Source organism: Candidatus Diapherotrites archaeon, assembly GCA_016205145.1.
Taxonomy (GTDB): Archaea; Iainarchaeota; Iainarchaeia; order Iainarchaeales; family JACQJH01; genus JACQJH01.
The window spans coordinates 32,672-57,619 of record JACQJH010000002.1; the positions used below are offsets into that span (position 1 = coordinate 32,672).

The window sequence follows — 24,948 nt, forward strand, 5'->3', positions numbered from 1 at the left end:
AACCACTTTTTCAATGCCCCAATGCGGACAAAAGCGCCTTTTCCATTTCGCCTGCAGGCGCCTTTTTCTCCGTGAACAGTTCGAATGCCGCGATCGCCTGGCCCAAAAGCATTTCGGTCCCGCCAATCGTTTCAATGCCTTTAATTTTAGCCATTTTCAACAGCCTCGTTTCCACGGGATTGTAAACTATGTCGAATACAATTAGCTTCTTGTTGTTTAATAATTTTTCCAACACGCCTTCCGGCAGCGGAAGCTCTTTTTCATTCGGATGCATGCCTGCCGGGCTTGCATTCACAAGAATGTCAAACATGTCGAGCTGCAGCCCGCCGATTGTTTCAGGGGAAACGCTTTTCGCGCCGGCTTTTTTTGCAAGCGCCTCGGCCTTTTTCGCGTCGCGGTCGACAACAAAAACGCCTGCCTTCTTTTCCGAAAGGCCGGCGGCAATCGCGCTTCCCGCCCCGCCGCAGCCGACAAGCAAAACCTTTTTTCCCGACAGGGCGGTTCTTTTTTCAAGGCAGCCGATTGCACCGAGCACGTCGGTATTGTAGCCTTTCAGCTTTCCGTCCGCGTTTACGATCGTGTTGATTGCGCCGCATTTTCCTGCCAGCGGGTCGAGTTCGTCAACAAGGCCGAACGCCAGCTGTTTCAAGGGCATTGTCACGTTGTAGCCGCGAACCCCCAAAGCCCTCATCGCATCGATTGCCGCCTTTGCTTCGGTTGTTTCGAATGACAAATAAACAAAATTCAGGTTCTCCGCCCTGAAGCCTGCATTGTGCATTGCAGGGCTGAGGGAATGCCCTATCGGCGAACCTATAAGAGCGCAGATTTGTGTCCTGGAATCCATCTTGAACCCGCCTTCAAAGTGTCTTTTCAAGTATCCCGCGCAGGTCCTGCCTTGAAATGGGCCGCACATTCCTGCGTTTCAGCATTCCCTTCATCGCATCATCCAGAATTATGTCGAAGTTGCGTTCGCTTATGCCTGAGGCCGAGAGCCTTGCATCCGTTCCGACATTGCGGGAAATTTTGGCTATTCTTGAAACGCCTTCCTCCGCCGACTTTTTTCCAAGGGCACCGGCGAGCATTGCAAACTTTTCTTTTTGCGCGGGAAGATTGAGCGCCATGACGTGCGGAAGCATGACCGCATTTATGAGGCCGTGCGTCATACTGAACTTTCCCCCGATGGAATGTGCGAAGGCATGGCAGGCGCCGGTGCCGGCATTGCTTATGGCCATTCCCGCAAGCACGCTTGCCAAAGCCATCCTTTCACGCGCTTCGAGGTTTTTGCCGTCGGAAAAAGCGGTTTCCAGGGAAACGTTCGCAAGCCTTACCGATTCCAGGGCAAACAGGTCCGTCACCGGCGAAGCACCGCCGGAAACAAACGCCTCGATTGCATGCGTGAGCACATCCATTCCCGATTCGGCTGTAACCGACGGGGGGCATGAAACAGTCAGCAGTGGGTCGACTACGGCGACTGCGGGAAACATCCGGTTGCTGCGCAATGCAAGCTTCTCATGGCTTGTGGGATCCTTGAATACGGCGGCCCGCGTGACTTCGCTTCCGCTTCCGGCTGTCGTGGGAACGGCCATGAACGGCAGGCCCTTCTTTGCGAAATCCTTTTCCACGTGGTCGATGGCGCTGCCTTTGTTTGTGGCAAGAATTGCCGCGGTTTTCGCCGTGTCAAGCACGCTGCCGCCGCCCAAACCGACAACCAAATCCGCTTTTTCCTTCCTTGCGAATGCAGCGGCCGCATCGCATGTTTCGAGCGACGGCTCGCCGGAAACGCCGTCGAATACCACAACCCCTGTTTTGCCGTTAACGGCGCGAATGCTTTCAAGCAGCGCGTCAACGTAACCCAGCCTTTTCATCGAACTTCCGCTTGTCACGAGCAGGATTTTTTCCGGCCCGAACGCCGAAGCAATCCTTCCGGTTTCGGAAATCGCATTGTTTCCGAAAACTATCCTGACGGGAAACCCGAACTCGAATTTTTGCAGCAGTTCTTTTGCCATAATAATCCCGACAATCAATTCCATTCAACTATCCTCAAATGCCCTCATTTCGTCGACCGACAGCTGGCCGGGCGCGGATTCCTTTCCAGTGCGCAGGCTCGCAAACGAGAATTCCGCGCCGAGCTGCGGCGAGGAAACCCTGCTGATTGTTCCAAGCGGGCCCATGCAGAATGCCACGATTTTCACGCCCTTCGACTTTGCGGCCTGCACCAATGCAAGAATGGTTTTGTTGTCTTCCTCGGACTTTGCCGCAGTAACAATCTTCACAACGGCCGGCCTGAGTGCGGACATCCGGTCAAGCAGCCTTTCAAGCTCTTCAAGCGCAGGCGTTCCGGAAAAGGAATGGTAAGACAAAATGACTTTCGCTTTTCCCTTTGCCTTCAAAATCTTTTCGAGGAGTTTTTTTTCAGAATGGAATTCGATGTCGACAAAATCCGCGCCAAGCCTGGCCGCATTCTCCAGCACGCCAACTCTTTTCGTTTCGTCGCCTTCGAATTTTCCTCCTTCGGCTCTTTTCCTGTTCGTCGCAATCACCGGCTTTTTGCACGCTTTCAAGAGCCTCTTCAAATCCGCCTCCGAAAGCCGTTCCATGAAATCCAGCCTCAGCTCAATCAAATCCGCCTTGGCATTCGCTTCCTTTATGTCAGAAATGCAATCCTTCACATTGCCCGACACTATCGGCACGCAGATTTTCATTTCACATCAATCCGTTCAAAGTTTCAATTACCGCTTTTTCCGGCACAGCCAGGCCGAAGCTTCCGTTCCTTTTAGCCATCCTGCCGATTTTTTCCGGCAAGGCCATTACGATTGCGCCGTCCCTCGACTTCTTGTCGCGCCGCATTTCGGCAATCAATTCACGCGCGCCGAATTTTGGCAACGCGGGCGAAAAGCCCAGGCTTTCAACCAGTGCAATAATCCTGTCCGCGTCCTTTGCCGCGAGGATGCCAAGTTTTTGCGCAACCTTCGCCTCAACCATCATTCCAATGGCGACGGCTTCGCCGTGCGAAAACTTTTCATAACCCGTAAGGGATTCTATGGCATGCCCAACAGTGTGCCCGAAATTCAGCACCTGCCGCCGGTTCGATTCCTTCTCGTCAGCCATGACAATCTTAGCCTTTATGGCGGCATTTTTTTCCACTATCTTCGCAAGCAGTTTTGGTTTGCCGGCAAAACCCGGGTTTTTTTCCAGAAATGAAAACATTTTTGCATCCGCTATGACGGCGTGCTTGGCTATTTCCGCAGAGCCGTTGCGCAATTCTGTCCCGGGCAGCCCGTTCAAATAATCAAGGTCGGCGAAAACCGCGCTTGGCTGTTTGAAGGCGCCGACGACATTCTTGCCGTTCGGCAAATCAACGCCGGTCTTGCCGCCGATGCTCGAATCGACCATTGCAAGCAATGTTGTGGGCACCTGCACCAATGCAATGCCGCGCATGAAAGTTGATGCGGCAAAGCCCGCGACATCGCCTGTAACGCCTCCGCCCAATGCAACTATGCACGATTTCCTGTCAAGGCCGGCATCAAAAACCTTCTGCTGAAGCAGTGCAAACGTTGCAAGGCTCTTGCTCCGCTCGCCGGCAGGAAAAGAAATGACTGATGCCTGGCTGCCTTTCCGTTCAATTTGCACGCGCAGGCTTTCCGCGAACTTTGCCGTGACAATGCTGTCCGAAATTATCGCGCATTTTTTTGCCTTCAGCCGTTTGGCTATGAATTCCGCTGCCCTGGCGGAAAGGTTGCGGCCGACAACGATATCGTATGATTCGGATGCCGGCCGTTTCAGCCTGACTTTCACTGCCATAATGTTTGCACCATTTGCCATTTTCCATCAAATCAATTTCAGGGCATTTCCCTTCCCACGCAGGAGAAACCAAGGTTTCTCCTTGCTAACCTCATCCTTTTTTGAACTTCATTTTTTACATTTCTCTTCCTACGGCCCTTGCAACCGGCCTCAGTTCCTTCATCATCTGGTCGAAGAGCGCAGGAGTCATTGCCTGCGGCCCGTCGCACAACGCGCTTTTGGGGTCGCAGTGCACTTCGACAATCCAGCCGTCAGCGCCCGCGGCAACCGATGCCTTGCTTATGGGCGGAATAAGGTCCGGCCTGCCCATGCTGTGCGTCGGGTCGACTATGACCGGCAGATGCGATTCCTTTTTCAGCAACGGCACCAGGCCGACGTTCAGCGGAAACCTGAATTCCTGTTCGAATGTCCTGACGCCGCGGTTGCAGAGAATCACCTGCTGGTTGCCTTCGCTCATAATGTACTCGGCCGCCATGAGGAATTCCTTCATTGTCGAGGCGATGCCGTTCTTCAAAATTACGGGCTTGTTGACCTTGCCCACTTCTTTCAGCAAATCAAAGTTCTGCATGTTTCTCGCGCCGACACGGAGAATGTCGACGTGCTTTGCCACAAGTTCGACCTGCCTTGTATCCATGACCTCGGTTTCAACGACCATGCCGAGTTCTTTCTTCGCCTTTTTAAGCAGTTTCAGGCCTTTCTCGCCCATGCCCTGGAAATCGTAAGGCGAAGTCCTCGGCTTGTAGGCCGATGCCCTCAAAATTTTCGCGCCCGACTTTTTCACTGCCTCGGCGGTCGTGAACAACTGCTCTTCCGATTCAATCGCGCACGGCCCTGCAATCATTATGACTTCCTTGCCGCCGATCCTGACGCCATCGACGTCGATGACCGTGTTTTCAGGATGGAATTCGCGGCTTGCAAGCTTGTATGGCTTGAGTATGGGCATTACTTTTTCCACGCCCGGCAATGAGGCAATCCTGTCGGCGTTCAGCTTGCGCTCGTCGCCGATCGCCCCGATGATTGTCCTTTCCGTGCCCTTCGAGACATGCGGCTGCAGGCCTGCAGAAATTATCGCCGCTTTGACGGCCTCAATTTCCTGTTCCGAAACCCCTTTTTTGAGGACTATTATCATTCCAAACCACTCCTTTGCATTTTGTGTTTTTATGATTAATAAACGTTTTGATATCCCGAAGCAAGACAGCAAAAAGACAAGCTTTAGCTGCCCGCTTCAGCCATAGAAGTAATAGGAAAAGAAGATTGTGGCCCCGGCTGGCCAGAACGCATTAACAGAATGAATTGCCTGAATCTCAGCCGAATCCATGAAAACAATTATTGCTGCTAACCTTTTTAAAGCCTAAGGCAGACTAAGGCAGGCTCATTCCAGAATGCCGCGCTTTTTCATCAACCGCACGATTTCTTCGACGTTTTCCTCGACGCTCGCGCTTTCGCTTGAAACCCGCGCATCAGCCGCATTCTCGTAAAACGGTTTGCGCACTTCCAGCAGATGCTTGACTTCCTCGATGCCTTCCTTGTTTGTCAGGGACGGCCGGTTCCTGTCCTTGCCAATGCGCTCGAAAATCTTTTCAGGCGAAGCCTCCAGCAAAACCACAAAGCCGTTTGCCTTCAGGTTCCCGGTATTCTCATCATCCATGACTGCGCCGCCGCCGGTCGCAATCACGTGGTTGTCCAGGCCGGACAGCAGGAAAATCGCTTCTTTTTCCATGCGCCTGAATTCCGCTTCGCCGGACCTGCGGAAAATCTCCGGAACCGTCCTTCCCGCGCGCTTCACTACCTCGTCGTCAGAATCCCTGAATTTCCAGCCCAGCTTTTTAGCAAGGGCCCTGCCGACAAAGGTCTTGCCGGTTCCCCTGTAGCCTATAAGCACGACATTCAACCTTCCACCACCAACAAATTCTCTCTTCAAATTTTCATTTCTTCAATCTTTACCTGGGGCACCGGCGGTTTTTCCGTTTTCGACGCGGCCCGTTTCTCAAAAACAAACAGGCCGATAGTGGAAACAATGTTTGAATAGAATATTATTATGAATCCTAAGAGAATAATAATTTTTTCAAACCCGCCAAAGTTAACGCCCGCGCTTGCAGGATAAGTGGCCATGACCGCGGCGGCAAGGCCCTTTGACATGGTCGTGGAGATAAGCAGCCGGTCAGGACACAGGCGTTTGTTGAAAAAAACCAGTATTTTCACCGCCACAAACCGCGCAAGCGCCATTCCCGCAAAAGCCGCAATGGAAACGAAAATAATTTCCGCCGAAAAGGCATCCAGGCTGAAAATTATTCCGAGGTAAATGAAAAAAAATGTCCTGGTGAAAAAGGTGAGCTCGGAATGCAGGGAAACCGTGCTGACGCCAAGGGAAGACTGCCTCATCCCCAGGAAAGCCATTATCCCGGATGCGTTTCCAAGGACAAGCCCGAAAACAAGCGCGGCCATCGCACCATTGCCTTTAGCGTACTCGACCACCGCAAACAGGAAAAACAGGATTGCCAAAGTCAGGAGATACTGGTGCTTGCTTGTTGTCGTGAAATCTCTCAGGGCCTTAAGCCAGAGAATGGCCAAAATAGCCGCGGCAAAAATAGGGATTGAGAAAGCGCCCATGACGCTTTGCGCAATCGACTGAACACTGATTGTTTTCAGCGAAACCACCTCGATTATCACGAAAGCTGTTGTGATTGTGAAAATGTCCGTTATGACGGATTCCATTTCCAGCAGGATTTTAGTCTGCTCGGAAGCACTTGACTTCCTGACCAGATGGACCACCATTGCCGTGCTCGTGCCTCCGAAAACCGCGCCGACAAACATGGCAGCAAAAAAATTCCACCCAAGGAACGACAGGATTGCGGTAACGAACAGCAGGCTCAGGAAAAAAACCAGCGCAGTGAACATCGTGCTTGACTGCAGGCTTTTAAGCACATTGTGAAAATTCAGCCTGAGGCCGCTTTCAAACATTATGAACGCCAGAGTGAGGGAACCCAAAAAGGGCGCGCTGTCACGGAAAAGCCCGATGACCTCCACAGGAAAGACTTTCAGGACCGGTCCGAGAAGCAGGCCAAAAACCATCAAAAGGATTATGTCCGACAGGCTCGTCCTCTTGAAAATCATCTGCCCCGCAAAGCCGGAAAAAATTATGACCGCAACAAACAGGAAAAGGAAGTAAACATCCGGCATCCTGAAAATCACTTCTCATTCAGGGCTGCAAGCGCGGAAAAAAAATCAGGATAACTTTTCCCAACGCAGTCCGGATTTTTGATTTTCACGCCCGCAACTTTCAGGCCCGCGATTGCGAACGCCATTGCAATGCGGTGGTCGTTGTACGTCTCAATCTCGGCGCCGTGCGGCAAGCCGCCGAAAACTGTCAGCGAATTCCTGCCTGCAACGGCCTTGATGCCCATTTTTGCCAGTTCGTGCGCGGGCGCCTTGATGCGGTCGCTTTCCTTGATTGAAAGGTGCCCTATGCCGGTCATGAGTGTTTTGCCTTTTGCGAACGCCGCGACAACCGCGAGCGTCGGAACCATGTCCGGCAGGGGATTCATATTAACCGAAATGCCCTTCAGTCCGTTTCCGCCTTTTTTCGGCCCTTGCACTTCCGCAAAATCCTTTCCGAAACTGACTTTGCAGCCCATTTTTTTCAGCACCTGCAGGAATGCCTTGTCGCCCTGCACGGATTCCGGATTAAGGTTTTTGACGCGCACCTTTCCGCCGAGAATCGCGGCGGCGGCAAAAAAGTAGCCTGCGCTCGAATAATCGCCTTCGATGTCCAGGTTTCTTGCCTTGTAAGCCTGCCCCGCCCTGACAGAAAATTTTTTGTAGCCTTTTCTTTGCACATTGACGCCGAAGCTTTTCATGCAATCAATCGTTATGTCGACATAAGGCTTGGAACTCATCGAACCCATGCATTCCAGCCCAACATTTTTCCGTGCGTAAGGCGCCGCGACAAGTATAGAGGAAAAGAACTGCGAGCTTTCCCCGCCGTGCATTCCGGCTTTTCCGCCGGCAAGGGTTCCGCCTTGAACCATTATCGGCGGGCAACCATTGTTGACGCTTTCGGCTTTCACTCCCAAGGCACGCAATGCCCTCAGGAGTTCCCCGACAGGCCTCTGCCTCATTCTCTCGTCGCCGTCCAATTCAATTGTCCTGCCGGTTTCGGCAAGCGCGCAAACCGAGGCGAGGAATCGCATTGACACGCCCGAATTGCCTACAAAGATTTTGTCTTTCGGCGCCTTTAGCCTGCCGCCGGTGCCGTGCACGACAACCGAATTCGTGCCGGCCGCGCTTTCAATTTCTATTTTTGCGCCCAATGCGCGCATGGCATTGATTGCATGCAGCTGGTCTTCCGCCAAAAGCGGGTTTTTCAAAACTGATCTGCCATTGGCAAGCGAGGCAAGAAAAATAGCGCGAAGCGTGTAAGCCTTTGACGGCGGCGCGGAAACTGATGCGTCCAATGCAGTTTGTGCGGGGATTGCCCGAATTTCGTCCGCCATGTTAAAGCTTTAAATACGAGGTTTCTTTTAAAATAATTGTATGGCTCAAGACAGGCGGCTCAAAATTCTGTGGTTCGAGGACGAGCCAAATATTTCCATGCTTTATGGGGAGGAACTTGGGGACGGCAGGCTTGCCGAGGCGGACGTGCATTTGTCGACAAGCCTTGCTGACGCGGAAGCCTATCTTGCGGGCAACACGCCGGACATCCTTTTCACCGACGTGAATTTGCACGGCCAAGGCAACGTTGCCGAATTCATCCGCGGCGTGCAGCAAAAAAATCCTGTCTGTGAAATAGCATTCGTCACCGCGGCACAGAAGTCTGCAGTGCACACGTGGCCCGGCACGCATTTTGTCGAAAAGACATCGGACATGGACACGCTGTTCGGGCATCTGCGGCAAATCCATGATTCCGCAAAAGCCAATCTGCGGCACGGCACAGCCCACCAGAGTCCGCAGGTTACGCCCGAATACGTGGAGGAACTCAAAAACGCGCATTTGGGCACTGAGAGAATTGCAAGAAGCGAGGCATACAAGCGGCTTGCAGGCACTGGCACGCATATCGGGGAAGGGAACAGAGAAGCAGACATAGGCATAAGATATGCGGAAACCTTTTTGGGGCGCAAGGGCGTTAACGGCCGGCAAACAAATAAACGAAAGCCCTGGTCTTCAAGTAAAAAACCATCTTCGGGAATCCGGCGGATGAAAGGAATTCCGCGCTGATTTGTTCGGAAAAAATTATTTTCTTTTGATTGCGGCCTTCGCCGCCTTCGCAATGCTTGGCGCGGTCAAACCATACTTTTCCCACAACTGCAACGGCTTGCCGGATTCCCCGAAAGTGTCGCGCGTGCCGATTCGTTCAAGCGGTGCAGGCATTTTTGCCGCCAGGACTTCGGCTATCGCGCCCCCGAGGCCGCCGTAAATGGAATGGTCTTCGCAGGAAACAATTGCACCCGTCTCTTTTGCGGCTTTTTCAATAAGCGATTCGTCAATGGGTTTGATTGAAGCCATGCCGATAACGCGTGCCGAGATGCCGTCTTTTTTCAGTTCCCCTGCCGCGTTGACAGCTTCGCTTAGAATCGGCCCGGCAGCGATTATTGAAACGTCTTTTCCGTCCGCAACGACGTTTCCTTTGCCGAATTTGAAAACGTGGTTTTCTGGGAAAACGTACGGCAGGGCCTGCCTTGCAGTGCGCAAATAAACCGGCCCTTTCACGCAAACCATTTCGCGGATTGCCGCGCGCGCCTCGTTGTAGTCGGCCGGATAAGCGATTTTCATGTTTGGAAGCGCGCGGAACATTGCAATGTCTTCAAGGCATTGCGCCGTTGCCCCGTCCTCGCCTGTCAGCAGGCCGGAGTGCGAGCCCATTAGCTTGACGTTTGTGTCGGAATAGCAAAGGCTGACTCTTATCTGGTCCATTGCCCTTATGAGAAAACAGCTGAACGATGCCGCGCAGGCAATCTTTCCGTCAAGCGCCATGCCCGCGGCAATCGAAACCATGTTCTGTTCGCACACGCCGAGATTGAAATACCTGTCAGGATAGGCTTTTCCGAAATTCCTGCCGTAAGTCGAGGCTGAAAGGTCGGCATCAAGAACGAAAATGTCCCGATTTGATCTGCCGAGCTCGATCAGCTCGTCAGCCCAAGCCTGCCTTGTAGCTTTTTCCCCCGCCATAATCATTCACTTCAACCGGATCCCACTTTGCCCATCCGCCTATTTTTCTCCCAGTTCTTTCATTGCTATTTCGAACTGCTCCGGATTTGCGGCTTTGCCGTGGAAGCTTCCATCATTTTCCATGAACGAAACGCCTTTTCCTTTAACCGTTTTCGCAATAATGATTGCCGGCTTTCCCTTGTTCTGCCACGCCTGTTCATATGCCTCGGCAATCCGCTTCAAATCATGGCCGTCAATCTGCAATACATTCCAGCCGAAAGCCTCGAATTTTTCTTTTATGGGTTCAAGCGTTATTTCGTCTTTTATCGCGCCGTCGTTCTGGAAGCCGTTCCTGTCAAGGATCGTGATAAAATTTTCAAGTTTGTGGTGCCCTGCAACCATGGCTGTTTCCCAGACCTGGCCTTCCTCGATTTCTCCGTCGCCAAGCATTGCAACGACCTTGTTTTTCCTTCCGTCCGCCTTTGCGGCGAGGGCCATGCCAAGCGCGGCGGAAAAGCCTTGTGCAAGGCTGCCGGTGCTGATTTCAATTCCAGGCGTCGAAAGCCTCGAAGGATGGCCCTGCAGTTTCGAGCCAATGAGCCTGAAAGTCATCAGCTGTTCTTTTGGAAAAAAGCCCTTGTCCGCAAGCACGGAGTAAATGATTGGCGAAGCGTGGCCTTTGCTCAGAATGAAGCGGTCCCTGTCCGGGCTTTTTGCGTTCTGGGGGGAAAAGTTGAGATAATTGCAGTAAAGCACTGTCAGCAGGTCGGTTGCGCTCAGGCTTCCGCCCGGATGGCCGGAATTCGCGTTGGAAGTCATTCTGACTATGTTGACGCGGTGCTGCCTCGCTTTCTCTTTCAGCTGTTCGATTGAAAGCTTCTGCATCAAAACCATCTGAACGAATTTGGACACGAAAAAGTATTAAAAGCATTTCAATTCGGTTTAGGTTTATTCTGAGGGATAGCTGCCCAGAATCTTGAGGAACATCGTGCGCTTTTCCAGCTCGCCGATGGTTTTCCTGGTTTTCGCGTCGGAAACATGGCCTTCAATGTCAATGAAGAACACGTAATCCCACTGCTTCTGCCTGGTCGGCCTGCTTTCAATCTTGGTCATGTTAACCTTGTTTTTCGCAATCGGCTCAAGCGCGGAAAACAATGCCCCCGCCTTGTGCGGAACCGAAAACACTATCGAAGTCTTGTTCTTCTTCGCCTTCTGCGCCCCGGTCTTGCCGATCACAAGGAAGCGCGTAACGTTCTGCGAATAATCCTCTATGTTTTCCGCGACAACCTTGAGGCCGAATTTTTCGGCGGCAAGCCTGGAAGCTATGGCCGCAGAGTTAAGGTAAACGCCCACTGTCTCAGCCGCCTTCGCCGTGGAAGATGTTTCAATCAGTTCGGCCCCCGGAAGGTTCTTGTTCAGCCATTCCCTGCACTGCGCGAGAGCCTGCGGAATCGAGTAAACCTTTTTTATTTCCCCCAACGGATGCTTTGAAAGCAGGTTGTGGTGGATGTCCAGGTAAATTTCGGAGACAATCTGCAGGTCAGAATGCAGCATCACGTCAAGGGTGTGGTTGACAGTTCCTTCCGTCGAATTCTCCACCGGCACGACGCCGAAATTCGCGCTTTCATTCTCGACTTCCCTGAACACATCCCTGATGGAGTCCGCGGCCATGTATTCAGTGGAAGAGCCGAAGTGCTTGATCGCGGCAATGTGCGAGAACGTGGTTTCCGGCCCCAAAAACGCGACCCTCAATGGAGTTTCAAGCTTTCTCGAAGCAGAGAAGATTTCCGCGTAAACGCCTTTCAGGGAATCCGATGGAAATGGCCCCCTGTTCTTTCCAGTCAACCTGTCAAGGATTTCCTGTTCCCTGCTCTGGATGTAAACCGGGACTCCGCTTTTTTTCTTTTCGCCCGCGATTTCCCTCACTAGGGCTGCGCGCCCGTTCAGCAATTCTAGCAGCTTTTCGTCAAGCGAATCGATTTTTTTGCGGATTGCGTCAATTGCCATTCAAGACACCGGCTAAAAATTGGCGTTTGCCTAATTTATTTCTTTGCATGCTTTGCCGAAGGCTCGTTTTGCAGGCTTTTTTGCAAAACATTTGGTTTTGCGAAACCCGCAGAATCCGTGATTCTGCTCGGGTTCCCAAAAGCCTTTGCCTTTTCCCAGTCCTCAAGGAAACGCTTTATGCCGGCATCGGTGAGGGAATGCCGGGCCATTTTCTTCAAAACCTCGAACGGCAGGGTTGCCACGTCCGCCCCGGCTTTCGCGCATTCAAGCACGTGCACGGGATGCCTTATAGACGCCGCCAGAACCTTGCATTTGAAATCGTAATTCCTGAAAACCCTGACAATGTCGCGGATGAGCAGCATGCCGTCCTCGCTGATGTCGTCAAGCCTGCCAATGAAAGGGCTAACATAGCTTGCCCCTGCCTTTGCCGCCAGAAGCGCCTGGTTCGCCGAAAAAACAAGCGTCGTGTTGATGACAATGCCTTCCCTGGACAGCACCTTTATCGCTTTCAGGCCTTCGGTTGTCATCGGAATTTTGATTATGACGTTTTTGTGCAGTTTTTTTAGATGGCGCGCCTCTGCAATCATTGCCTCGGCCTTCTCCTCGACGCATTCCGCGCTCACCGGCCCGTCGACGATTTCGCAGATCTCCTTTATGACCTGCTCGAAATCCCTGCCCGACTTCAATATCAGCGTCGGGTTCGTCGTAACGCCGTCAACCACGCCCCACGAAACCGCCTCGCGGATTTCGTCGACGTTCGCGGTGTCAAGGAAAACCTTCATGCCAGTCACTTCCAAATCAGCATTAACCTGCAAATCATTTGAACCTGAAAAAAGGTTAAAAACTCATCCACTGTTAGTCCGGCTTTCCAAGGATAAAATCGTAAAATTCCGGCACGCGCGGCGCGTCAGTATAGGTAACCGCGCTCATTTCGAAATACCTCTGCCTTTGGTCCATTGCAATGCCCGCAGCATGGTGGATTGTTCTCTGGAGCGTCGACATCAATATTGGATTCAGCTGCATCTCCGGCAGCTCTCCCACGGGCCTCCTGAATTTTCCGGTAATCGGATTGTATTCAAGCATTATGACTTTTCCGCGTTCGTCCCTGAACTTGTCGGTCTGGGCTGGCGTCACATGAATCCTCACTCTTGCCATGCCGTCGCCCTGCCCCAAATCAACGTTCACCTGAACTGAATTTTCATAATCTGAAAGCATCCTGACCTTGTGGACTATGAACTGTATCCTGCCGCCGAATTTCTGCCTTTGCTCTTGCATCCAGCCCCTGACAAGCTGGTTTATTTCGTCAGGATTGGAGCGGTCGATGTTGATGTTAATTCTCGGCATGCTGACCCATTCGGTCATTGTCTGCGTGTTCGATTGCGGATCGCACCGGATTATCAGGCGGCTTCTGTCCGAGCTGCCAAACTGGCTGATTGAAAAGCTGTCAGGCGAAATGAAAACCCGGTATGGCAAAAATGTTGCCCCTGTCTGCGGGCAAACCCGTTCTAATTCATGCAATCCAAACTGCTTGGAATGATAAATCGGGTCGCGGCCGTGAGGCTCATAAGGTCGCGGGGTCATTGGCAATCCTCATTTCTCGTCCAGATGCCTTTTCTTGTGCTTCGGGTTCCTTTGGTCAGGATAGGTTTTCATGCCCGCGACAACAACTTCAAATGGGATGCCGTGTATTCGTGCATATGCCTTAAGCGCTTCAATCCGCTCCGGACTTAACCTGTTCCCAGGCACATGGAAACGCCTGCTGTTGCTGTCAGAATCAAAAAATGCCACTTCCCTGTATGCCCTTCTGCCTATGCCGGAAAAAACAGTGCTGCCATCAGGGCCTGTCACTTCAATGGGCCTGCCGCTTGGCGTGTGCCTTCCAACTTCTTTAGGGGGGCGTGGCGTGGGTTCTAAGCCAGTCTTACTGAGCCGCCGCGCTACCTGTTTTCGTTTTGGTGGCATAATCGAATTACGCGCCCCGATTATAAAATACTGCCGTTTTTGCAGGCATAGCCGCCTGCTTTAGATTCCGGCATTGAAAATCATTGATTACATGCCCAGCAACTGCTCAAGCTGCTTTTGTTCCCTTAGGAGTTTTGCGCGTTCTTGCTTTAAGCTGCGAATCAGGTCCTTGATGTCACCCGTGCGGCTTTTTGAAAAAGTGGTTTCACTTAATTGGGCGATCTGCGCTTCCACGGAGTTGAGCCTTGTGCCGGTGCCTGCAAGGCGGCCCATCAAAGAGTTCCTGTCCTGGGCGCGTGCCTGCTTTCCAGGTTCGGGAAGAGGCATTTCTTCTCCAAGCCCCCGGTTTTTGCCGGGCGTGTGTGCAGGCGGAACTCTTCTCCTGCCATTCGGCCGCGCCATGACAGAATTAATCCGATGTTTTATTTAAATTTTTTCCCGCAACAAATCCCTAATGAACTATTCCGGCGCGCTTGACTTCCTCGGTTCCCTGAAGCAGGAGTTCATCAAGTTTGACCTCGACCGCATGGTGAAGGCCGTGCGACTGCTCGGAAACCCGCAGGATTCGTTCAAAAGCGTGCACGTTGCCGGCACGAACGGCAAGGGCAGCGTCTGCGCCATGGTTTATTCGATCCTGCGCGAGAACGGCTATTCCGCAGGCATGTACACTTCACCTCACCTTGTCGACGTCAGGGAACGCTTCAGCGTTGACGGAAAAAGCATTTCGCAGAAAGAGTTTGCGGAAATCGCTTCGCGGCTCAGGCTGGAAAACGAGAGGCTTAACCTTGACCTGAGCTATTTCGAGTTTTCAACCCTGCTCGCATTCGAGTTTTTCCGGCAAAGGAAAGTCGACTTTGCGGTTGTCGAAACAGGCATGGGCGGAAGGCTTGACGCGACAAACGTCCTGACGCCGAAAGTCTCGGTTGTGACTGCGATCGGCCTGGAGCACCAGCAGACACTCGGCAGGACGATTGAAAAGATCGCCTCGGAAAAGGCCGGCATTGTCAAGGAAGGCGTTCCAGCGGTCCTGGGCGAAGAAAATGAAAAGGTCGTGCGGGTTTTTGAACAAAAATGCGCAGAAAAAAATGCCAGGCTTTTCATTGTGCCGCGCAATGCCCTGGTGGAAAGGAAGTTTTTCGGCCTGCACGGGCAGACATTCTCGTTTGCCGGCAACGGCCTGGAGCTCAGGGACGCGAAAATGCCGTTTGCCGGCAGGCACCAGCTGCTGAACGCGTCAATCGCCTTGTCCGCAATTGCCGAACTGCAGAAACAGGGCTTTGCGTTTTCCGAAAAGGGAATCCTGCGGGGCCTTGCGAATGCGGATTGGCCGGGCAGGTTCCAGGCCGAAACTCTGGATGGCGTCACAGTCATTCTCGACGGCTGCCACAATCCGCATGGCGCGAGGGCTTTTGCGGAAACGTTCATGGAAATCTTTCCGGACAGGAAAGCCGTGTTTGTGATCGGGATATCCGCGGACAAGGACATAAAAAAAATGGCGGAAATTTTCGCGCCATTATGCGAAAAGGCAATCGTATGCAGTGCCGGATACCACGGCGCAAAAAAAGAGACCGTCGCAAGGGCGCTTGAAGGCAATAATGGAGTGAAAGCGGTTCTGGCTGAAAGCGTTGCGGATGCGTTAACATTGGGCAGGGAACATGCCAAAAAAGGCGGCCTGCTTTGCGTTGCCGGCTCGCTTTACGTGGTTGGAGAGGCTTTTTCCGCGCTCGGATTGAAAACAATTGGCCGAAAGGACAGGCGAAAGTAAAGCCTTTTAACACTTTAATGGTTAATTCTAATGTTTCAGTTGTGGCGGTGATGTTTTTTGCACCTGGAAAAACTCAAAAAATTCGACCCGGAAATTGCCGATGCCGTTGAAAGGGAAAAAAGGCGGCAGATGGACGGCATAGAGCTCATTCCGAGCGAAAACCTTGTCAGCGACGAGGTCATGGAAGCCATGGGAACGGTCCTCGCCAACAAATATTCCGAGGGAATGCCGCACAAGCGCTATTACGGCGGCAATGAAGTGATTGACGAAGTCGAGGATATCGCCATTGAAAGGGCAAGGCAGTTGTTCGGAGCCCAGCACGTCAATGTCCAGCCTCTTTCAGGCAGCCCGGCAAACATGGCGGTCTACTTTGCCACAATGGAACTGCACGACAGGTTCATGGGAATGGCTTTGGACATGGGCGGGCACCTGACGCACGGTTCGCCTGTAAACTTTTCCGGAAAATTTTACACGCCTCTGCCTTACGGCGTTGACAGGGAAACCGAAACAATCGATTATGATGCGGTCAAAAGGCAGGCTTTGAAGGAAAAGCCGAAAATGATCCTGTCAGGTTACACCGCTTATCCGAGGGCGATTGATTTCAGGGCATTCAGGGAAATCTGCGACGAAGCCGGAGCGATCTGCTTTGCCGACATTTCACACATCGCGGGGCTGTGTGCTACAGGGGTGCATGAAAACCCCGTGCCGTATTTTGACGTCGTGACAACGACAACGCACAAAACGCTCAGGGGACCGCGCGGCGCAATCATCATGTGCAAGGAAGAGCTTGCAACAAAAATCGACAAGGCAGTCTTCCCCGGCCTGCAGGGCGGGCCCCACGACCACATCAATGCGGCAAAAGCCGTTGCGTTCAAGGAAGCCATGTCGGACGAATTCAAGGCGTACGCAAAACAGATTGTGAAAAACGCCAAGGCTCTTGCCGAAGCATTGCAGGCCGAAGGATTCAGGCTTGTTTCCGGAGGAACCGACAACCACCTGATGCTTGTGGACCTGCGCAAGGCCGGCGTAACCGGCAAGCAGGCCGAAATCGCATTGGACAAGGCGGGCATTTACTGCAACAAAAATTCAGTGCCGTTCGATGAAAGGAAGCCCTGGGACCCGAGCGGAATCCGCATCGGAACGCCAGTGCTTACAACGCGCGGCATGGAGGAAAAGGACATGAAAGAAGTCGCGTCCTTCATTGCAAAGGCAGTGAAAAGCGTGGACGATGAGGCAAAACTCAAGGCCATAAAGGGCGATGTTTTGCATTTCTGCAGGAACTTCCAGTTCTACAAGTGACGGTTATGGCGGCAAAAATAATCGACGGCAGTTCGATTGCAAAAAGCATAAGGGAAAAAGTTGCAATTGAAGTTGCCGGGCTGAAGAAAAAAGGAATCTCGCCGGGCCTTGCAGTGGTCATTGCCGGCAACGATTCCGCCTCCGAGATTTACGTGAAAAAAAAGCAGGAAGCCTGCATTCAAGCCGGAATCTATTCCGAAAAACACGCCCTGCCGGAAAACGTCTCCGAAAAGGAACTGCTTGGCCTGATTGCAAGGCTTAACGCGGACAAAAAAATCAACGGCATACTCGTGCAATTGCCCCTTCCGGCCCACATAAACCAAAACCGCGTGATCCAGGCAATCGAGCCGGAAAAAGACGTCGACGGTTTCACGCTCAAGAACATCGCAAAGGTTTTTGTCGGAAAAGAAGACCTTGCCGCCGCGACCCCGAAAGGAAGCATGAAGCTCATAGAGTCAACCGGCCAGCCGATTGAAGGCAAAAATGCGGTTGTCGTGGGCAAAAGCAACCACGTCGGCAAGCCTCTGGCCGTGATGCTCATGAACCGGCATGCGACCGTCACTGTCTGCCACCGCCTGACAAAAAACCTGAAGAGTTTCACGAAAGAAGCGGACATTCTCTGCGTTGCAGTCGGCAAGCCGAACCTGATAACAAGGGACATGGTCAAAAAAGGCGCAATCGTCATTGACATCGGCATAAACCGGCTTGCCGATGGAAATGTTGTCGGCGACGCCTCGGAAGACGTCAAGGACGTGGCAGGCTGGATTACGCCTGTTCCGAGAGGAGTGGGGCCGATGACAGTTGCAAGCCTGCTTGAAAACACCATCATTGCGACCAAAAGGCAGATGGAAAAATGACCCGAAGACCTGAGCACGGCGGCGGCCCCGACAGACGCCGGCAAACAGAAAAACCGGGGCATTTCCGGCCAGGAATATATGAACCAACATCCGAAGAGCGGGCCATGCCAAGGGAAACTCTTCGCGCAAAAATCCAACAGTTGCACGAAACTGCAGAAAGATTGCATCACGAATTTGAAGAATTACGGACTAGATACTTGGCGATTCACAATCCGGAAATGCATTCACGCCCCCAAAATGATCCTCAAAGGAAAGAATGGGAGCACCTTGGGGATGCAATGGCAGAAGCAGAAACTATCCGAAGCGGTCTGTTGCATCAGGCATTCGTGCTAATACAACTTTATAAGGAAAGATTCCGAGAGGAATATTTTCATGATAGAAGCGACTATTTTGCCGGCAACCCGGAAACCTAAAACAGCCCGCTGATTTTCCCATCCGCATCGATGTCCATTTTTTCCGCGGCAGAGTTTCGGGGCAGGCCCGGCATCGTCACAATCTTTCCTGTGAACACCACTATGAAGCCCGCGCCGGCGCTCACGGAAATGCCCGCAACCTTCAATGTGAAGCCTTTCGGCCTGCCTTTGAGATTGGGGTCGTCAGACAAGGAGAACTGCGTTTTCGCCATGCAGACCGGAAGTTTTCCGAAACCATTCTTTTCGGCCCAGGCGATTTTTTCTTCGGCTTCCGCGGAAAATCCCACGCCTTTCGCACCGTACATTTCCTTTGCGACAACCAGGATTTTTTCCTTCACGGGCAATGCAGCATCGTAAAGGAACCGGAAGCTGTTTTTTGACGCGGCCAGTTTTGCAACCTCTTTTGCAAGTTCGGTTCCGCCTTTTCCGCCGCCGCCGAAAAAGTTGCAGACGAATGCCTTGACATCCAATTCCGAGCATTTTTTGCGCACGAATTCAAGCTCCTGAAGGGAATCGTTTTCAAAAAGGTTTATTGCAACCACGACGGGCAGGCCGAATTTTTTTGCGTTCTCAACCTGCTTTTCAAGGTTCGCAAAGCCGTTTTCGACTGCCGGAAGATTCGGCAGGGAAATGTCCTCTGCCAGGCCGTGCTCGCGCAAAGCCTTCACAGTCGCAACTATGACAATCGCACCCGGTTTCAATCCCGCCGACCTGCATTTTATGCCAAAGAATTTTTCCATTCCGAGATCGGCACCGAAACCCGCTTCGGTCACGACAAAATCCGACAATGCCATTGCCGTTTTTGTCGCAATAACCGAATTGCAGCCGTGCGCTATGTTTGCGAACGGCCCGCCGTGGATGAAAGCGGGATTTCCTTCAATCGTCTGCACCAGGTTCGGCTTAATTGCATCCTTCAACAGGATTGCAACCGCGCCCTGCACCCCCAAATCATGCACTGTAACCGGCTTTCCGGCCGCATTCAACGCAACAACTATGCGTGCAACCCTCTCCTTGAATTCCTGCAGGCTTTCCGAAAGGCAGAGGCACGCCATGATTTCGGATGCCGCGGTTATCTGGAAAGAATCCTTTCTCTGCGTTTTTGCTCCAAGCGAAACGGTTATTTCACGCAATGCCCTGTCATTCATGTCCATTGCGCGTTTCCAGAAAATATTTTCCACATTGATATTCAAGGCGTTGCCGAAATGCAAATGGTTATCAATCGCAGCCGAAATGAGGTTGTTGGCCGCCTCAACAGCATGGATGTCGCCCGTGAAATGCAAATCAATGTCAACCATTGGAAGGACCTGCGATTTCCCGCCGCCGGTCGCGCCGCCCTTCATCCCGAAAACCGGACCGAGGGAAGGCTGCCTCAGGCACACAATGGCCTTTTTTCCAATCCTGTTGAGCGCTTGGCAGAGGCCGATTGAAACAGTTGTTTTTCCCTCGCCCGCCCTTGTGGGCGTGATGGCCGTGACCAGAACGAGTTTTGCCCTGGCTTTTTTCCTGGCGGTTGCACGCGCAAGGATTTTCGCCTTGAATTTTCCGAGCGGTTCAAAATCTCCTTTGGCGAGACCGAGCCCTTCCGCGATCGCCTCTATCGGCACAAGTTTTGCGTTTTGGGCTATTTCAAGGCTGGACGGCATAAAAACCTTCACATAACAAATCACCAAAACAATTTTATTAAATTGCCAACCAGATTTGTCTGTTGCAAATGGCGCTCAATATCGCGGTTTTGGGTTCGACGCGCGGAACAGACCTGCAGGCGGTCATTGATGCCATAAAAAGCGGAAAACTCGACGCCAGAATTTCCATTGTCATTTCAAACAGGCCTGACGCATCCATACTTGAAAGGGCAAAAAATTCCGGCATCAGCGCAAAGCCGATTGAAAGCAAAGGCAAAAGCAGGGAAGCCTTCGACAAGGAACTGCTCCAGGAACTTGAACCGCACAGGCCGGACCTCATTCTCCTCATAGGCTACATGCGCTTCCTTTCCGACGCATTCGTGCAAAAATACAGGAACCGGATAATGAACATCCATCCGTCACTTCTGCCGGCATTTGCCGGCGGCATGGACAGGAACGTGCACCAGGCAGTGCTTGACGCGAAAGCCAGGGAAACCGGGTGCACACTGCATTTCGTTGACGAAACCCCTGACGGCGGGCCGATAATTTTGCAGAAAATCGTTGCCGTGGCTGGAAACGACACTGCGGACTCTCTGAAGGAAAAAGTGCAGGAAGCGGAACAGGAAATAATCGTGGAGGGCCTGAAGCTGTTCGCGGAAGGCAGGCTCAAAGTCGAAGGCAAAAGGGTTAAAATCCTTTGAAGTTTCAAGGTGTTTATCCAAAAGGTGGGTTTATTGAAAGTTTCAACCGCGCTGATTTCGGTTTCGGACAAGACCGGGTTGCAGGAACTCGCAAAGGAGCTTGCCGCCCAGAACATCAGGATAATTTCCACTGGTGGCACCGCGGCCGAGATTGAAAAGGCCGGAGTCAAGGTTACCAAAGTCGAGGATTTGACGGGCTTTCCGGAAATGCTCGACGGCAGGGTGAAAACCCTTCACCCCAAAATCCACGCGGGCATCCTTGCGGTCAGGAAGAACAACGAGCACATGAAAAGGCTTGAAGAGCACGGCATACAGGCAATCGACATTGTAGTGATAAACCTTTACCCGTTCAGGAAAACCGTTGCAAAGGAAAACGTTCCGATTGCAGAGGCGATTGAGAATATCGACATCGGCGGGCCCGCATTGCTGAGGGCAGGGGCAAAAAACTTTGAAAGCGTTGCAGTTGTAACCTCGCCGGACCAGTACATGCAATTGATCGCCGAACTGAAAAAAGGCAGGGGAATCCTTTCCGAGGAATTCAGGAAATTTTTGTGCGTCAAGGCATTCGAGCACACCGCGTCATACGACGCCGCGATAAACGCCTTCCTTGCCGAAAAATTCCTGCCCGAAGAACTGTTCCCAAAAACCCTGAATCTCTCGTTCGAAAAAGCGCAGGACTGCCGTTACGGGGAAAACCCGCACCAGAAAGGCGCGTTCTACCGGGAATTCGGCGTGAAAGAGCCCTGCATTGCAATGGCAAAACAACTGCACGGCAAGGAGCTTTCCTTCAACAATTTCAACGACGCCAACGCGGCAATAGAGCTGGTGAAGGAGTTTTCCCGGCCGGCGTGCGCGATAGTCAAGCACGCGAACCCGTGCGGCGCTGCCGTTTCGGATTCCATTTCACATGCATTCGAATCGGCTTATGCGTGCGACAAGGAAAGCGCTTTCGGCGGCATAATCGCGGTGAACAGGAAAATGGATCCGGAAACCGCACAGAAAATCGCGGCGTTTTTCAACGAAATAGTGATTGCCCCGGCCTTTGACGCCGATGCGCTTGAAAAGCTGCGTAAAAAGCAGAACCTGCGCATTCTGGAAGTTGCCGGCCTCGGCGAAAAGCCTGCTGAAAAAAGCCTGGATTTCAAGCGCGTGAAAGGCGGCCTGCTTGTGCAGGAAAGCAATGATGCGAAGCCTGACCGGGGCTCGCTCAAAATTGCCACAAAAAAACCGCCCTCCGGACAGCAGCTCGACGACATGCTTTTCGCCGCAACCGTGGCAAAGCACGTTAAAAGCAACGCAATCGTTTTCGCGAAAAACTGCGCCACGGTCGGAATCGGCGCGGGCCAGATGTCAAGGATTGATTCCACAAAGATTGCCGCAATGAAGGCCGGGGGCAGGGAGAAAGGCGCGGTCATGGCCTCAGACGCATTTTTTCCGTTCAGGGACAACGTCGACCTTGCCGCAAAGCTCGGCATAACCGCCATACTCCAGCCCGGCGGAAGCGTGCGCGACGGGGAAAGCGTGAAGGCCGCAAACGAACACGGGATTCCGATGGTTTTTTCTGGGGAAAGGCATTTCAGGCACTGAAGCAAAACTATAAATTCGGGTTTCAAGTTGTTTCATGCATGCGGACAAGAAGGCTGAAAACCCAAAGGCTTCCAAAAAAGCCCGGAACGCCGCCGCGTTCAATCCGCAACCCGCACACGACCAGGCCAAATACGCGTTTTGGACTGCCACCTGAAAGGCTTGCAAGATTGGCAGGACCGAACAATGCCACTGCAATAATGGGCGAATTGCGAAGAACCGGGAAACTCAGGATTCTTGAAGGTCCCGGTGAAATTGCCATTGGAATTGGCGATGGGGAATTCCCGATTTCCCCGGCAGTGAAAACTTACTTGACGCGCACTTTCCAGAACTATGTCACGCACGGCGCAACCAAATCGGGAATTGCGAATCTGAGAAGCCAGTTCGCTGCACTCAGGCCGATAAGAAGACGCGGGCCACAAGAATAATCCCGATTATTGCCGGCTGGTGCAGGAAATAAACCGGAAGCGAGTTCCTGCCCAGAAAACACATTTCCCTTATTCCGGCTGCACCTGCGGCTTCAGGCAGAGCGATTCTTCTTTTTGCTCCGCCATAAAGCGTTTCACCGGCAAACATTCCAATAAGCACCAGCCCGAACCATGGAAGCAGCGGGAAATAGTCAAAAGTCGTGAAGCCCGCCGGCTTGAGGCCGATCCACAGCAGCCATGGAAAACCGGATGAATAGCCGGATAAAAAAATTCCCGCCGCAATGACCGCAATGCCGGAAAAAAGGCCTGCCATTTTTTTGCCCAGGAACGGCACGGAAAGAATAACCGAAATGCCGATCAGGTGCAGGATTCCGAACCATATCGTTTCGGAGCGGAAAAAAATGAATGTAAACGCCGTTATAAGCATGCCAAGCGCGAATATTTTTGCGCCGCGCAGGAAAAACTTTTTTTGAATCTCCTTCCGCCCGAGCTTTTTTTTCGCCCTGCCGAAACTTATTGAAAGCGACATTCCGGCAAGGAAAACAAATGCAAGGCGGGCAAACCACCCCAGCTGGAACCAGGGAAAAGAGTAAATGTCCGTTTGCGCCGGCGTGAAATAGCTTAGGTCGAATGCAAAATGATACGCGGCCATCGCGATCAGCGCCAGGCCGCGCACAAAATCGATTTCCCAGAAACGTTCGGGCATAAAAGCAATAACATAAAACAGCTATTTAATCACGCGTTTTTCCGTCAGGATCAGGTCCATTTTCACGTCCTTCGCCTTTGCCGGGATTTTTTCAAAAACCTGGCATTCAAAGGCAAGCCCCGCGAACAGCGCTTTTTTGTTCACGCTCCGGATTTCCGCCAGCAGGCTGTCATAATAGCCCCTGCCGTAGCCTACGCGGTTTTTTTTCATGTCGAACGCAACGCCGGGCACGAAAACAATTCCGATTCCCGCATAGTCAGCCTTGACTGAATCGGGCCGCGGCTCAAGCAAGCCAAATGCTTTTTCGTGCAATTCGCCGAAATATGAGACCTGCGACAAAAAAATTTTTCCGTTGTCAAGCGTTACGGGAACGCAGACTTTTTTGCCGAGGCGCCAGCATTCTTCAATCAGTTCCCCTGTTTCGGCCTCGCTTTTGACCGAAACATAGCACCCGGCACTGCCGGCGGCCTTGAAGGCGCCAAGCGAAACGGCTTTTTCAAAAATTGCCGCGCTTTTTTTTGAGATTTCTTCCGCAGAAAGCGCATTGCGTTCTGCAAGCGCCTTTTCCCGCACGGCTTGTTTTTCGTCTTTCATGGAAATCAAAATCAGGCCAGTGCAATTTGTTTCATGTTATTTTGACGCCTTTGCCTTTAACGGTTTTTCCGATGACAAACGCCTTTTCGCCTGACTGTTCAAGCAGTTTCACTGCCTTTTCCGCGTCCTTTGCCCGGACAACCAGGACAAGGCCAATGCCGGCATTGAACGTCCTGAAAAACTCTTCGTCCGGAAGGCCACCTTCGCTTCTCAGTATTTCGAACAGCGCCGGAACCGGCCAGCTGCCCTTCCTTATTTCCGCACCAATGCCTTTCGGCAGTATGCGCGGAATGTTCTCGTAAAATCCCCCGCCGGTGATGTGCGCGATTCCCATTATTTTCACCTTTTTTGAAACTTGTCCGACCGGCACGAGATAGGATTTGTGCACGCAAAGCAATGCGCTGCCTACGCTTTCATTCAGGCCGGATGGCCGGCTGTGCACGTTCAGGCCCATTTTTTCGAAAAAGATTTTCCTTGCAAGCGAGTAGCCGTTCGTGTGCAGGCCGCTGGAAGCGATTCCGACAAGGGAATCGCCAGCGGAAATCTTTTCCGGAACAAAAATGCTGTCTTTTTCCACTACACCCACGATTGTGCCGGCCAGGTCAAATTCACCTTCGACGTATGTTCCCGGCATTGCCGCGGTTTCCCCGCCGACCAAGGCCAAACCGTTTTTCTTGCACGCGCCGGAAAGGCCGCGCACGATTCCGGTTATCGCCTCCGCATCGAATCCGCTTGAGGCAATGTAATCAAGGAAAAAAAGCGGTTTTGCATTCAGGCAAAGAATGTCATTGACCGAATGGTTGACGAGGTCCTCCCCGACAGTGTCCCATTTTCCCATCAATGCCGCGACCTTGAGTTTCGTGCCCACGCCATCAGTAGAGGAGACAAGCACGGGATGCGAGAATTTTTTGAGATCCTTCGCCGAATACGCGCCGCCGAAAGCCCCTATGTCAACCAGCACGTTTTTGTCGAATGTCTGCCTGACAAGGCGTTTGATTTCTTCCTTCGCCTTGTTGCCGGAATCAATGTCAACGCCGGCATCCCGGTATGTTATGGCAATCTTTT

The 24,948-nt window shown here is 52.3% G+C and carries 27 protein-coding genes; 8 read left to right on the forward strand and 19 right to left on the reverse strand.

What is annotated here, in order from left to right:
* Positions 1 to 10: 10 nt before the first annotated feature.
* From HY394_03260 to aroA, 8 genes are all read right to left on the reverse strand, one after another.
* Positions 11 to 844 carry a shikimate dehydrogenase gene (locus HY394_03260; GenBank protein MBI4053030.1) on the reverse strand — a complete coding sequence of 278 codons (834 nt, stop codon included), beginning with the start codon at positions 842 to 844 and terminating at the stop codon, positions 11 to 13.
* A gap of 13 nt (positions 845 to 857) precedes the next feature.
* Positions 858 to 2,030 (reverse strand): iron-containing alcohol dehydrogenase, encoded by a 1,173-nt coding sequence (locus HY394_03265; GenBank protein MBI4053031.1) that lies wholly within the window; start codon positions 2,028 to 2,030, stop codon positions 858 to 860.
* Complete coding sequence (aroD, locus tag HY394_03270) at positions 2,031 to 2,702, reverse strand: type I 3-dehydroquinate dehydratase (protein MBI4053032.1); 672 nt, start codon at positions 2,700 to 2,702, stop codon at positions 2,031 to 2,033.
* Between the two features lies 1 nt (position 2,703).
* A complete protein-coding gene (aroB, locus tag HY394_03275) occupies positions 2,704 to 3,801 on the reverse strand; it encodes a 3-dehydroquinate synthase (GenBank protein ID MBI4053033.1) in 1,098 nt (365 codons plus the stop codon).
* A gap of 115 nt (positions 3,802 to 3,916) precedes the next feature.
* A complete protein-coding gene (gene aroF, locus HY394_03280) occupies positions 3,917 to 4,930 on the reverse strand; it encodes a 3-deoxy-7-phosphoheptulonate synthase (protein MBI4053034.1) in 1,014 nt (337 codons plus the stop codon).
* Positions 4,931 to 5,173: 243 nt separating this feature from the next.
* Positions 5,174 to 5,692: a shikimate kinase gene (locus HY394_03285; protein MBI4053035.1), complete on the reverse strand. Its 519-nt coding sequence runs from the start codon at positions 5,690 to 5,692 to the stop codon at positions 5,174 to 5,176.
* A gap of 26 nt (positions 5,693 to 5,718) precedes the next feature.
* Positions 5,719 to 6,993: a cation:proton antiporter gene (locus HY394_03290; protein ID MBI4053036.1), complete on the reverse strand. Its 1,275-nt coding sequence runs from the start codon at positions 6,991 to 6,993 to the stop codon at positions 5,719 to 5,721.
* Positions 6,990 to 8,294 (reverse strand): 3-phosphoshikimate 1-carboxyvinyltransferase, encoded by a 1,305-nt coding sequence (gene aroA, locus HY394_03295; protein MBI4053037.1) that lies wholly within the window; start codon positions 8,292 to 8,294, stop codon positions 6,990 to 6,992. The genes HY394_03290 and aroA overlap by 4 nt, the downstream gene beginning before the upstream one ends.
* 40 nt (positions 8,295 to 8,334) lie before the next feature.
* Between aroA and HY394_03300 the strand changes: the two genes are divergently transcribed.
* Positions 8,335 to 9,015 carry a hypothetical protein gene (locus tag HY394_03300; GenBank protein MBI4053038.1) on the forward strand — a complete coding sequence of 227 codons (681 nt, stop codon included), beginning with the start codon at positions 8,335 to 8,337 and terminating at the stop codon, positions 9,013 to 9,015.
* A gap of 15 nt (positions 9,016 to 9,030) precedes the next feature.
* On the opposite strand, the gene HY394_03305 is transcribed toward HY394_03300, so the two are convergent.
* The 7 genes from HY394_03305 to HY394_03335 form a co-directional block, all read right to left on the reverse strand.
* Positions 9,031 to 9,966, reverse strand: coding sequence for a transketolase family protein (locus HY394_03305; GenBank protein ID MBI4053039.1), 936 nt, complete (start codon positions 9,964 to 9,966; stop codon positions 9,031 to 9,033).
* Positions 9,967 to 10,005: 39 nt separating this feature from the next.
* On the reverse strand, positions 10,006 to 10,830 hold the full coding sequence (locus tag HY394_03310; protein MBI4053040.1) for a transketolase: 825 nt from the start codon (positions 10,828 to 10,830) through the stop codon (positions 10,006 to 10,008).
* Positions 10,831 to 10,893: 63 nt separating this feature from the next.
* Positions 10,894 to 11,952 (reverse strand): prephenate dehydratase, encoded by a 1,059-nt coding sequence (gene pheA, locus HY394_03315; GenBank protein ID MBI4053041.1) that lies wholly within the window; start codon positions 11,950 to 11,952, stop codon positions 10,894 to 10,896.
* Between the two features lie 35 nt (positions 11,953 to 11,987).
* On the reverse strand, positions 11,988 to 12,734 hold the full coding sequence (gene fsa, locus HY394_03320) for a fructose-6-phosphate aldolase (GenBank protein MBI4053042.1): 747 nt from the start codon (positions 12,732 to 12,734) through the stop codon (positions 11,988 to 11,990).
* Positions 12,735 to 12,807: 73 nt separating this feature from the next.
* Positions 12,808 to 13,470 (reverse strand): hypothetical protein, encoded by a 663-nt coding sequence (locus HY394_03325; GenBank protein ID MBI4053043.1) that lies wholly within the window; start codon positions 13,468 to 13,470, stop codon positions 12,808 to 12,810.
* A 72-nt stretch (positions 13,471 to 13,542) separates the two neighbouring features.
* Positions 13,543 to 13,800, reverse strand: a complete 258-nt coding sequence (locus tag HY394_03330; protein ID MBI4053044.1) for a hypothetical protein — start codon at positions 13,798 to 13,800, stop codon at positions 13,543 to 13,545.
* 201 nt (positions 13,801 to 14,001) lie between these two features.
* A complete protein-coding gene (locus HY394_03335; protein ID MBI4053045.1) occupies positions 14,002 to 14,316 on the reverse strand; it encodes a hypothetical protein in 315 nt (104 codons plus the stop codon).
* Positions 14,317 to 14,368: 52 nt separating this feature from the next.
* Between HY394_03335 and HY394_03340 the strand changes: the two genes are divergently transcribed.
* From HY394_03340 to HY394_03355, 4 genes are all read left to right on the forward strand, one after another.
* Positions 14,369 to 15,679 (forward strand): bifunctional folylpolyglutamate synthase/dihydrofolate synthase, encoded by a 1,311-nt coding sequence (locus HY394_03340; GenBank protein MBI4053046.1) that lies wholly within the window; start codon positions 14,369 to 14,371, stop codon positions 15,677 to 15,679.
* Between the two features lie 63 nt (positions 15,680 to 15,742).
* Complete coding sequence (locus HY394_03345; protein ID MBI4053047.1) at positions 15,743 to 16,978, forward strand: serine hydroxymethyltransferase; 1,236 nt, start codon at positions 15,743 to 15,745, stop codon at positions 16,976 to 16,978.
* Between the two features lie 5 nt (positions 16,979 to 16,983).
* Entirely contained in the window at positions 16,984 to 17,835 is an 852-nt protein-coding gene (locus HY394_03350; GenBank protein ID MBI4053048.1) for a bifunctional 5,10-methylene-tetrahydrofolate dehydrogenase/5,10-methylene-tetrahydrofolate cyclohydrolase, read from the forward strand.
* A 104-nt stretch (positions 17,836 to 17,939) separates the two neighbouring features.
* Positions 17,940 to 18,248, forward strand: a complete 309-nt coding sequence (locus tag HY394_03355) for a hypothetical protein (GenBank protein MBI4053049.1) — start codon at positions 17,940 to 17,942, stop codon at positions 18,246 to 18,248.
* Here HY394_03355 and HY394_03360 read toward each other — a convergent pair.
* A complete protein-coding gene (locus HY394_03360; protein MBI4053050.1) occupies positions 18,245 to 19,891 on the reverse strand; it encodes a formate--tetrahydrofolate ligase in 1,647 nt (548 codons plus the stop codon). The genes HY394_03355 and HY394_03360 overlap by 4 nt on opposite strands.
* A 68-nt stretch (positions 19,892 to 19,959) precedes the next feature.
* On the opposite strand from HY394_03360, the gene HY394_03365 reads away from it, so the two are divergent.
* The 3 genes from HY394_03365 to HY394_03375 are packed head-to-tail and all read left to right on the forward strand — an operon-like array spanning position 19,960 to position 22,583.
* A complete protein-coding gene (locus HY394_03365) occupies positions 19,960 to 20,571 on the forward strand; it encodes a phosphoribosylglycinamide formyltransferase (protein MBI4053051.1) in 612 nt (203 codons plus the stop codon).
* 33 nt (positions 20,572 to 20,604) lie between these two features.
* The gene (purH, locus tag HY394_03370; GenBank protein ID MBI4053052.1) at positions 20,605 to 22,158 is read left to right on the forward strand and encodes a bifunctional phosphoribosylaminoimidazolecarboxamide formyltransferase/IMP cyclohydrolase; all 1,554 of its coding nucleotides are present in this window, start codon (positions 20,605 to 20,607) and stop codon (positions 22,156 to 22,158) included.
* Positions 22,159 to 22,196: 38 nt separating this feature from the next.
* Positions 22,197 to 22,583, forward strand: a complete 387-nt coding sequence (locus HY394_03375) for a hypothetical protein (GenBank protein MBI4053053.1) — start codon at positions 22,197 to 22,199, stop codon at positions 22,581 to 22,583.
* Here HY394_03375 and HY394_03380 read toward each other — a convergent pair.
* The 3 genes from HY394_03380 to HY394_03390 are packed head-to-tail and all read right to left on the reverse strand — an operon-like array spanning position 22,549 to position 24,943.
* Positions 22,549 to 23,289 carry a DUF1624 domain-containing protein gene (locus HY394_03380; GenBank protein MBI4053054.1) on the reverse strand — a complete coding sequence of 247 codons (741 nt, stop codon included), beginning with the start codon at positions 23,287 to 23,289 and terminating at the stop codon, positions 22,549 to 22,551. The two genes, HY394_03375 and HY394_03380, sit on opposite strands and share 35 nt — an antisense overlap.
* 21 nt (positions 23,290 to 23,310) lie before the next feature.
* Positions 23,311 to 23,883: a 5-formyltetrahydrofolate cyclo-ligase gene (locus HY394_03385; GenBank protein ID MBI4053055.1), complete on the reverse strand. Its 573-nt coding sequence runs from the start codon at positions 23,881 to 23,883 to the stop codon at positions 23,311 to 23,313.
* 31 nt (positions 23,884 to 23,914) lie between these two features.
* Positions 23,915 to 24,943 (reverse strand): phosphoribosylformylglycinamidine cyclo-ligase, encoded by a 1,029-nt coding sequence (locus HY394_03390; protein ID MBI4053056.1) that lies wholly within the window; start codon positions 24,941 to 24,943, stop codon positions 23,915 to 23,917.
* Between the last annotated feature and the right edge of the window lie 5 nt (positions 24,944 to 24,948).

Excerpts from the sequence above, each read along its gene's own strand:
- HY394_03260 (MBI4053030.1), bottom strand. The coding sequence starts at position 844 with ATGGATTCCAGGACACAAATCTGCGCTCTTATAGGTTCGCCGATAGGG.
- HY394_03265 (MBI4053031.1), bottom strand. The coding sequence starts at position 2,030 with ATGGAATTGATTGTCGGGATTATTATGGCAAAAGAACTGCTGCAAAAA.
- aroD (MBI4053032.1), bottom strand. The coding sequence starts at position 2,702 with ATGAAAATCTGCGTGCCGATAGTGTCGGGCAATGTGAAGGATTGCATT.
- aroB (MBI4053033.1), bottom strand. The coding sequence starts at position 3,801 with ATGGCAGTGAAAGTCAGGCTGAAACGGCCGGCATCCGAATCATACGAT.
- aroF (MBI4053034.1), bottom strand. The coding sequence starts at position 4,930 with ATGATAATAGTCCTCAAAAAAGGGGTTTCGGAACAGGAAATTGAGGCC.
- aroA (MBI4053037.1), bottom strand. The coding sequence starts at position 8,294 with ATGGCGGACGAAATTCGGGCAATCCCCGCACAAACTGCATTGGACGCA.
- HY394_03300 (MBI4053038.1), top strand. The coding sequence starts at position 8,335 with ATGGCTCAAGACAGGCGGCTCAAAATTCTGTGGTTCGAGGACGAGCCA.
- HY394_03305 (MBI4053039.1), bottom strand. The coding sequence starts at position 9,966 with ATGGCGGGGGAAAAAGCTACAAGGCAGGCTTGGGCTGACGAGCTGATC.
- HY394_03310 (MBI4053040.1), bottom strand. The coding sequence starts at position 10,830 with ATGCAGAAGCTTTCAATCGAACAGCTGAAAGAGAAAGCGAGGCAGCAC.
- pheA (MBI4053041.1), bottom strand. The coding sequence starts at position 11,952 with ATGGCAATTGACGCAATCCGCAAAAAAATCGATTCGCTTGACGAAAAG.
- fsa (MBI4053042.1), bottom strand. The coding sequence starts at position 12,734 with ATGAAGGTTTTCCTTGACACCGCGAACGTCGACGAAATCCGCGAGGCG.
- HY394_03335 (MBI4053045.1), bottom strand. The coding sequence starts at position 14,316 with ATGGCGCGGCCGAATGGCAGGAGAAGAGTTCCGCCTGCACACACGCCC.
- HY394_03340 (MBI4053046.1), top strand. The coding sequence starts at position 14,369 with ATGAACTATTCCGGCGCGCTTGACTTCCTCGGTTCCCTGAAGCAGGAG.
- HY394_03350 (MBI4053048.1), top strand. The coding sequence starts at position 16,984 with ATGGCGGCAAAAATAATCGACGGCAGTTCGATTGCAAAAAGCATAAGG.
- HY394_03355 (MBI4053049.1), top strand. The coding sequence starts at position 17,940 with ATGCCAAGGGAAACTCTTCGCGCAAAAATCCAACAGTTGCACGAAACT.
- HY394_03360 (MBI4053050.1), bottom strand. The coding sequence starts at position 19,891 with ATGCCGTCCAGCCTTGAAATAGCCCAAAACGCAAAACTTGTGCCGATA.
- HY394_03365 (MBI4053051.1), top strand. The coding sequence starts at position 19,960 with ATGGCGCTCAATATCGCGGTTTTGGGTTCGACGCGCGGAACAGACCTG.
- HY394_03375 (MBI4053053.1), top strand. The coding sequence starts at position 22,197 with ATGCGGACAAGAAGGCTGAAAACCCAAAGGCTTCCAAAAAAGCCCGGA.
- HY394_03380 (MBI4053054.1), bottom strand. The coding sequence starts at position 23,289 with ATGCCCGAACGTTTCTGGGAAATCGATTTTGTGCGCGGCCTGGCGCTG.
- HY394_03385 (MBI4053055.1), bottom strand. The coding sequence starts at position 23,883 with ATGAAAGACGAAAAACAAGCCGTGCGGGAAAAGGCGCTTGCAGAACGC.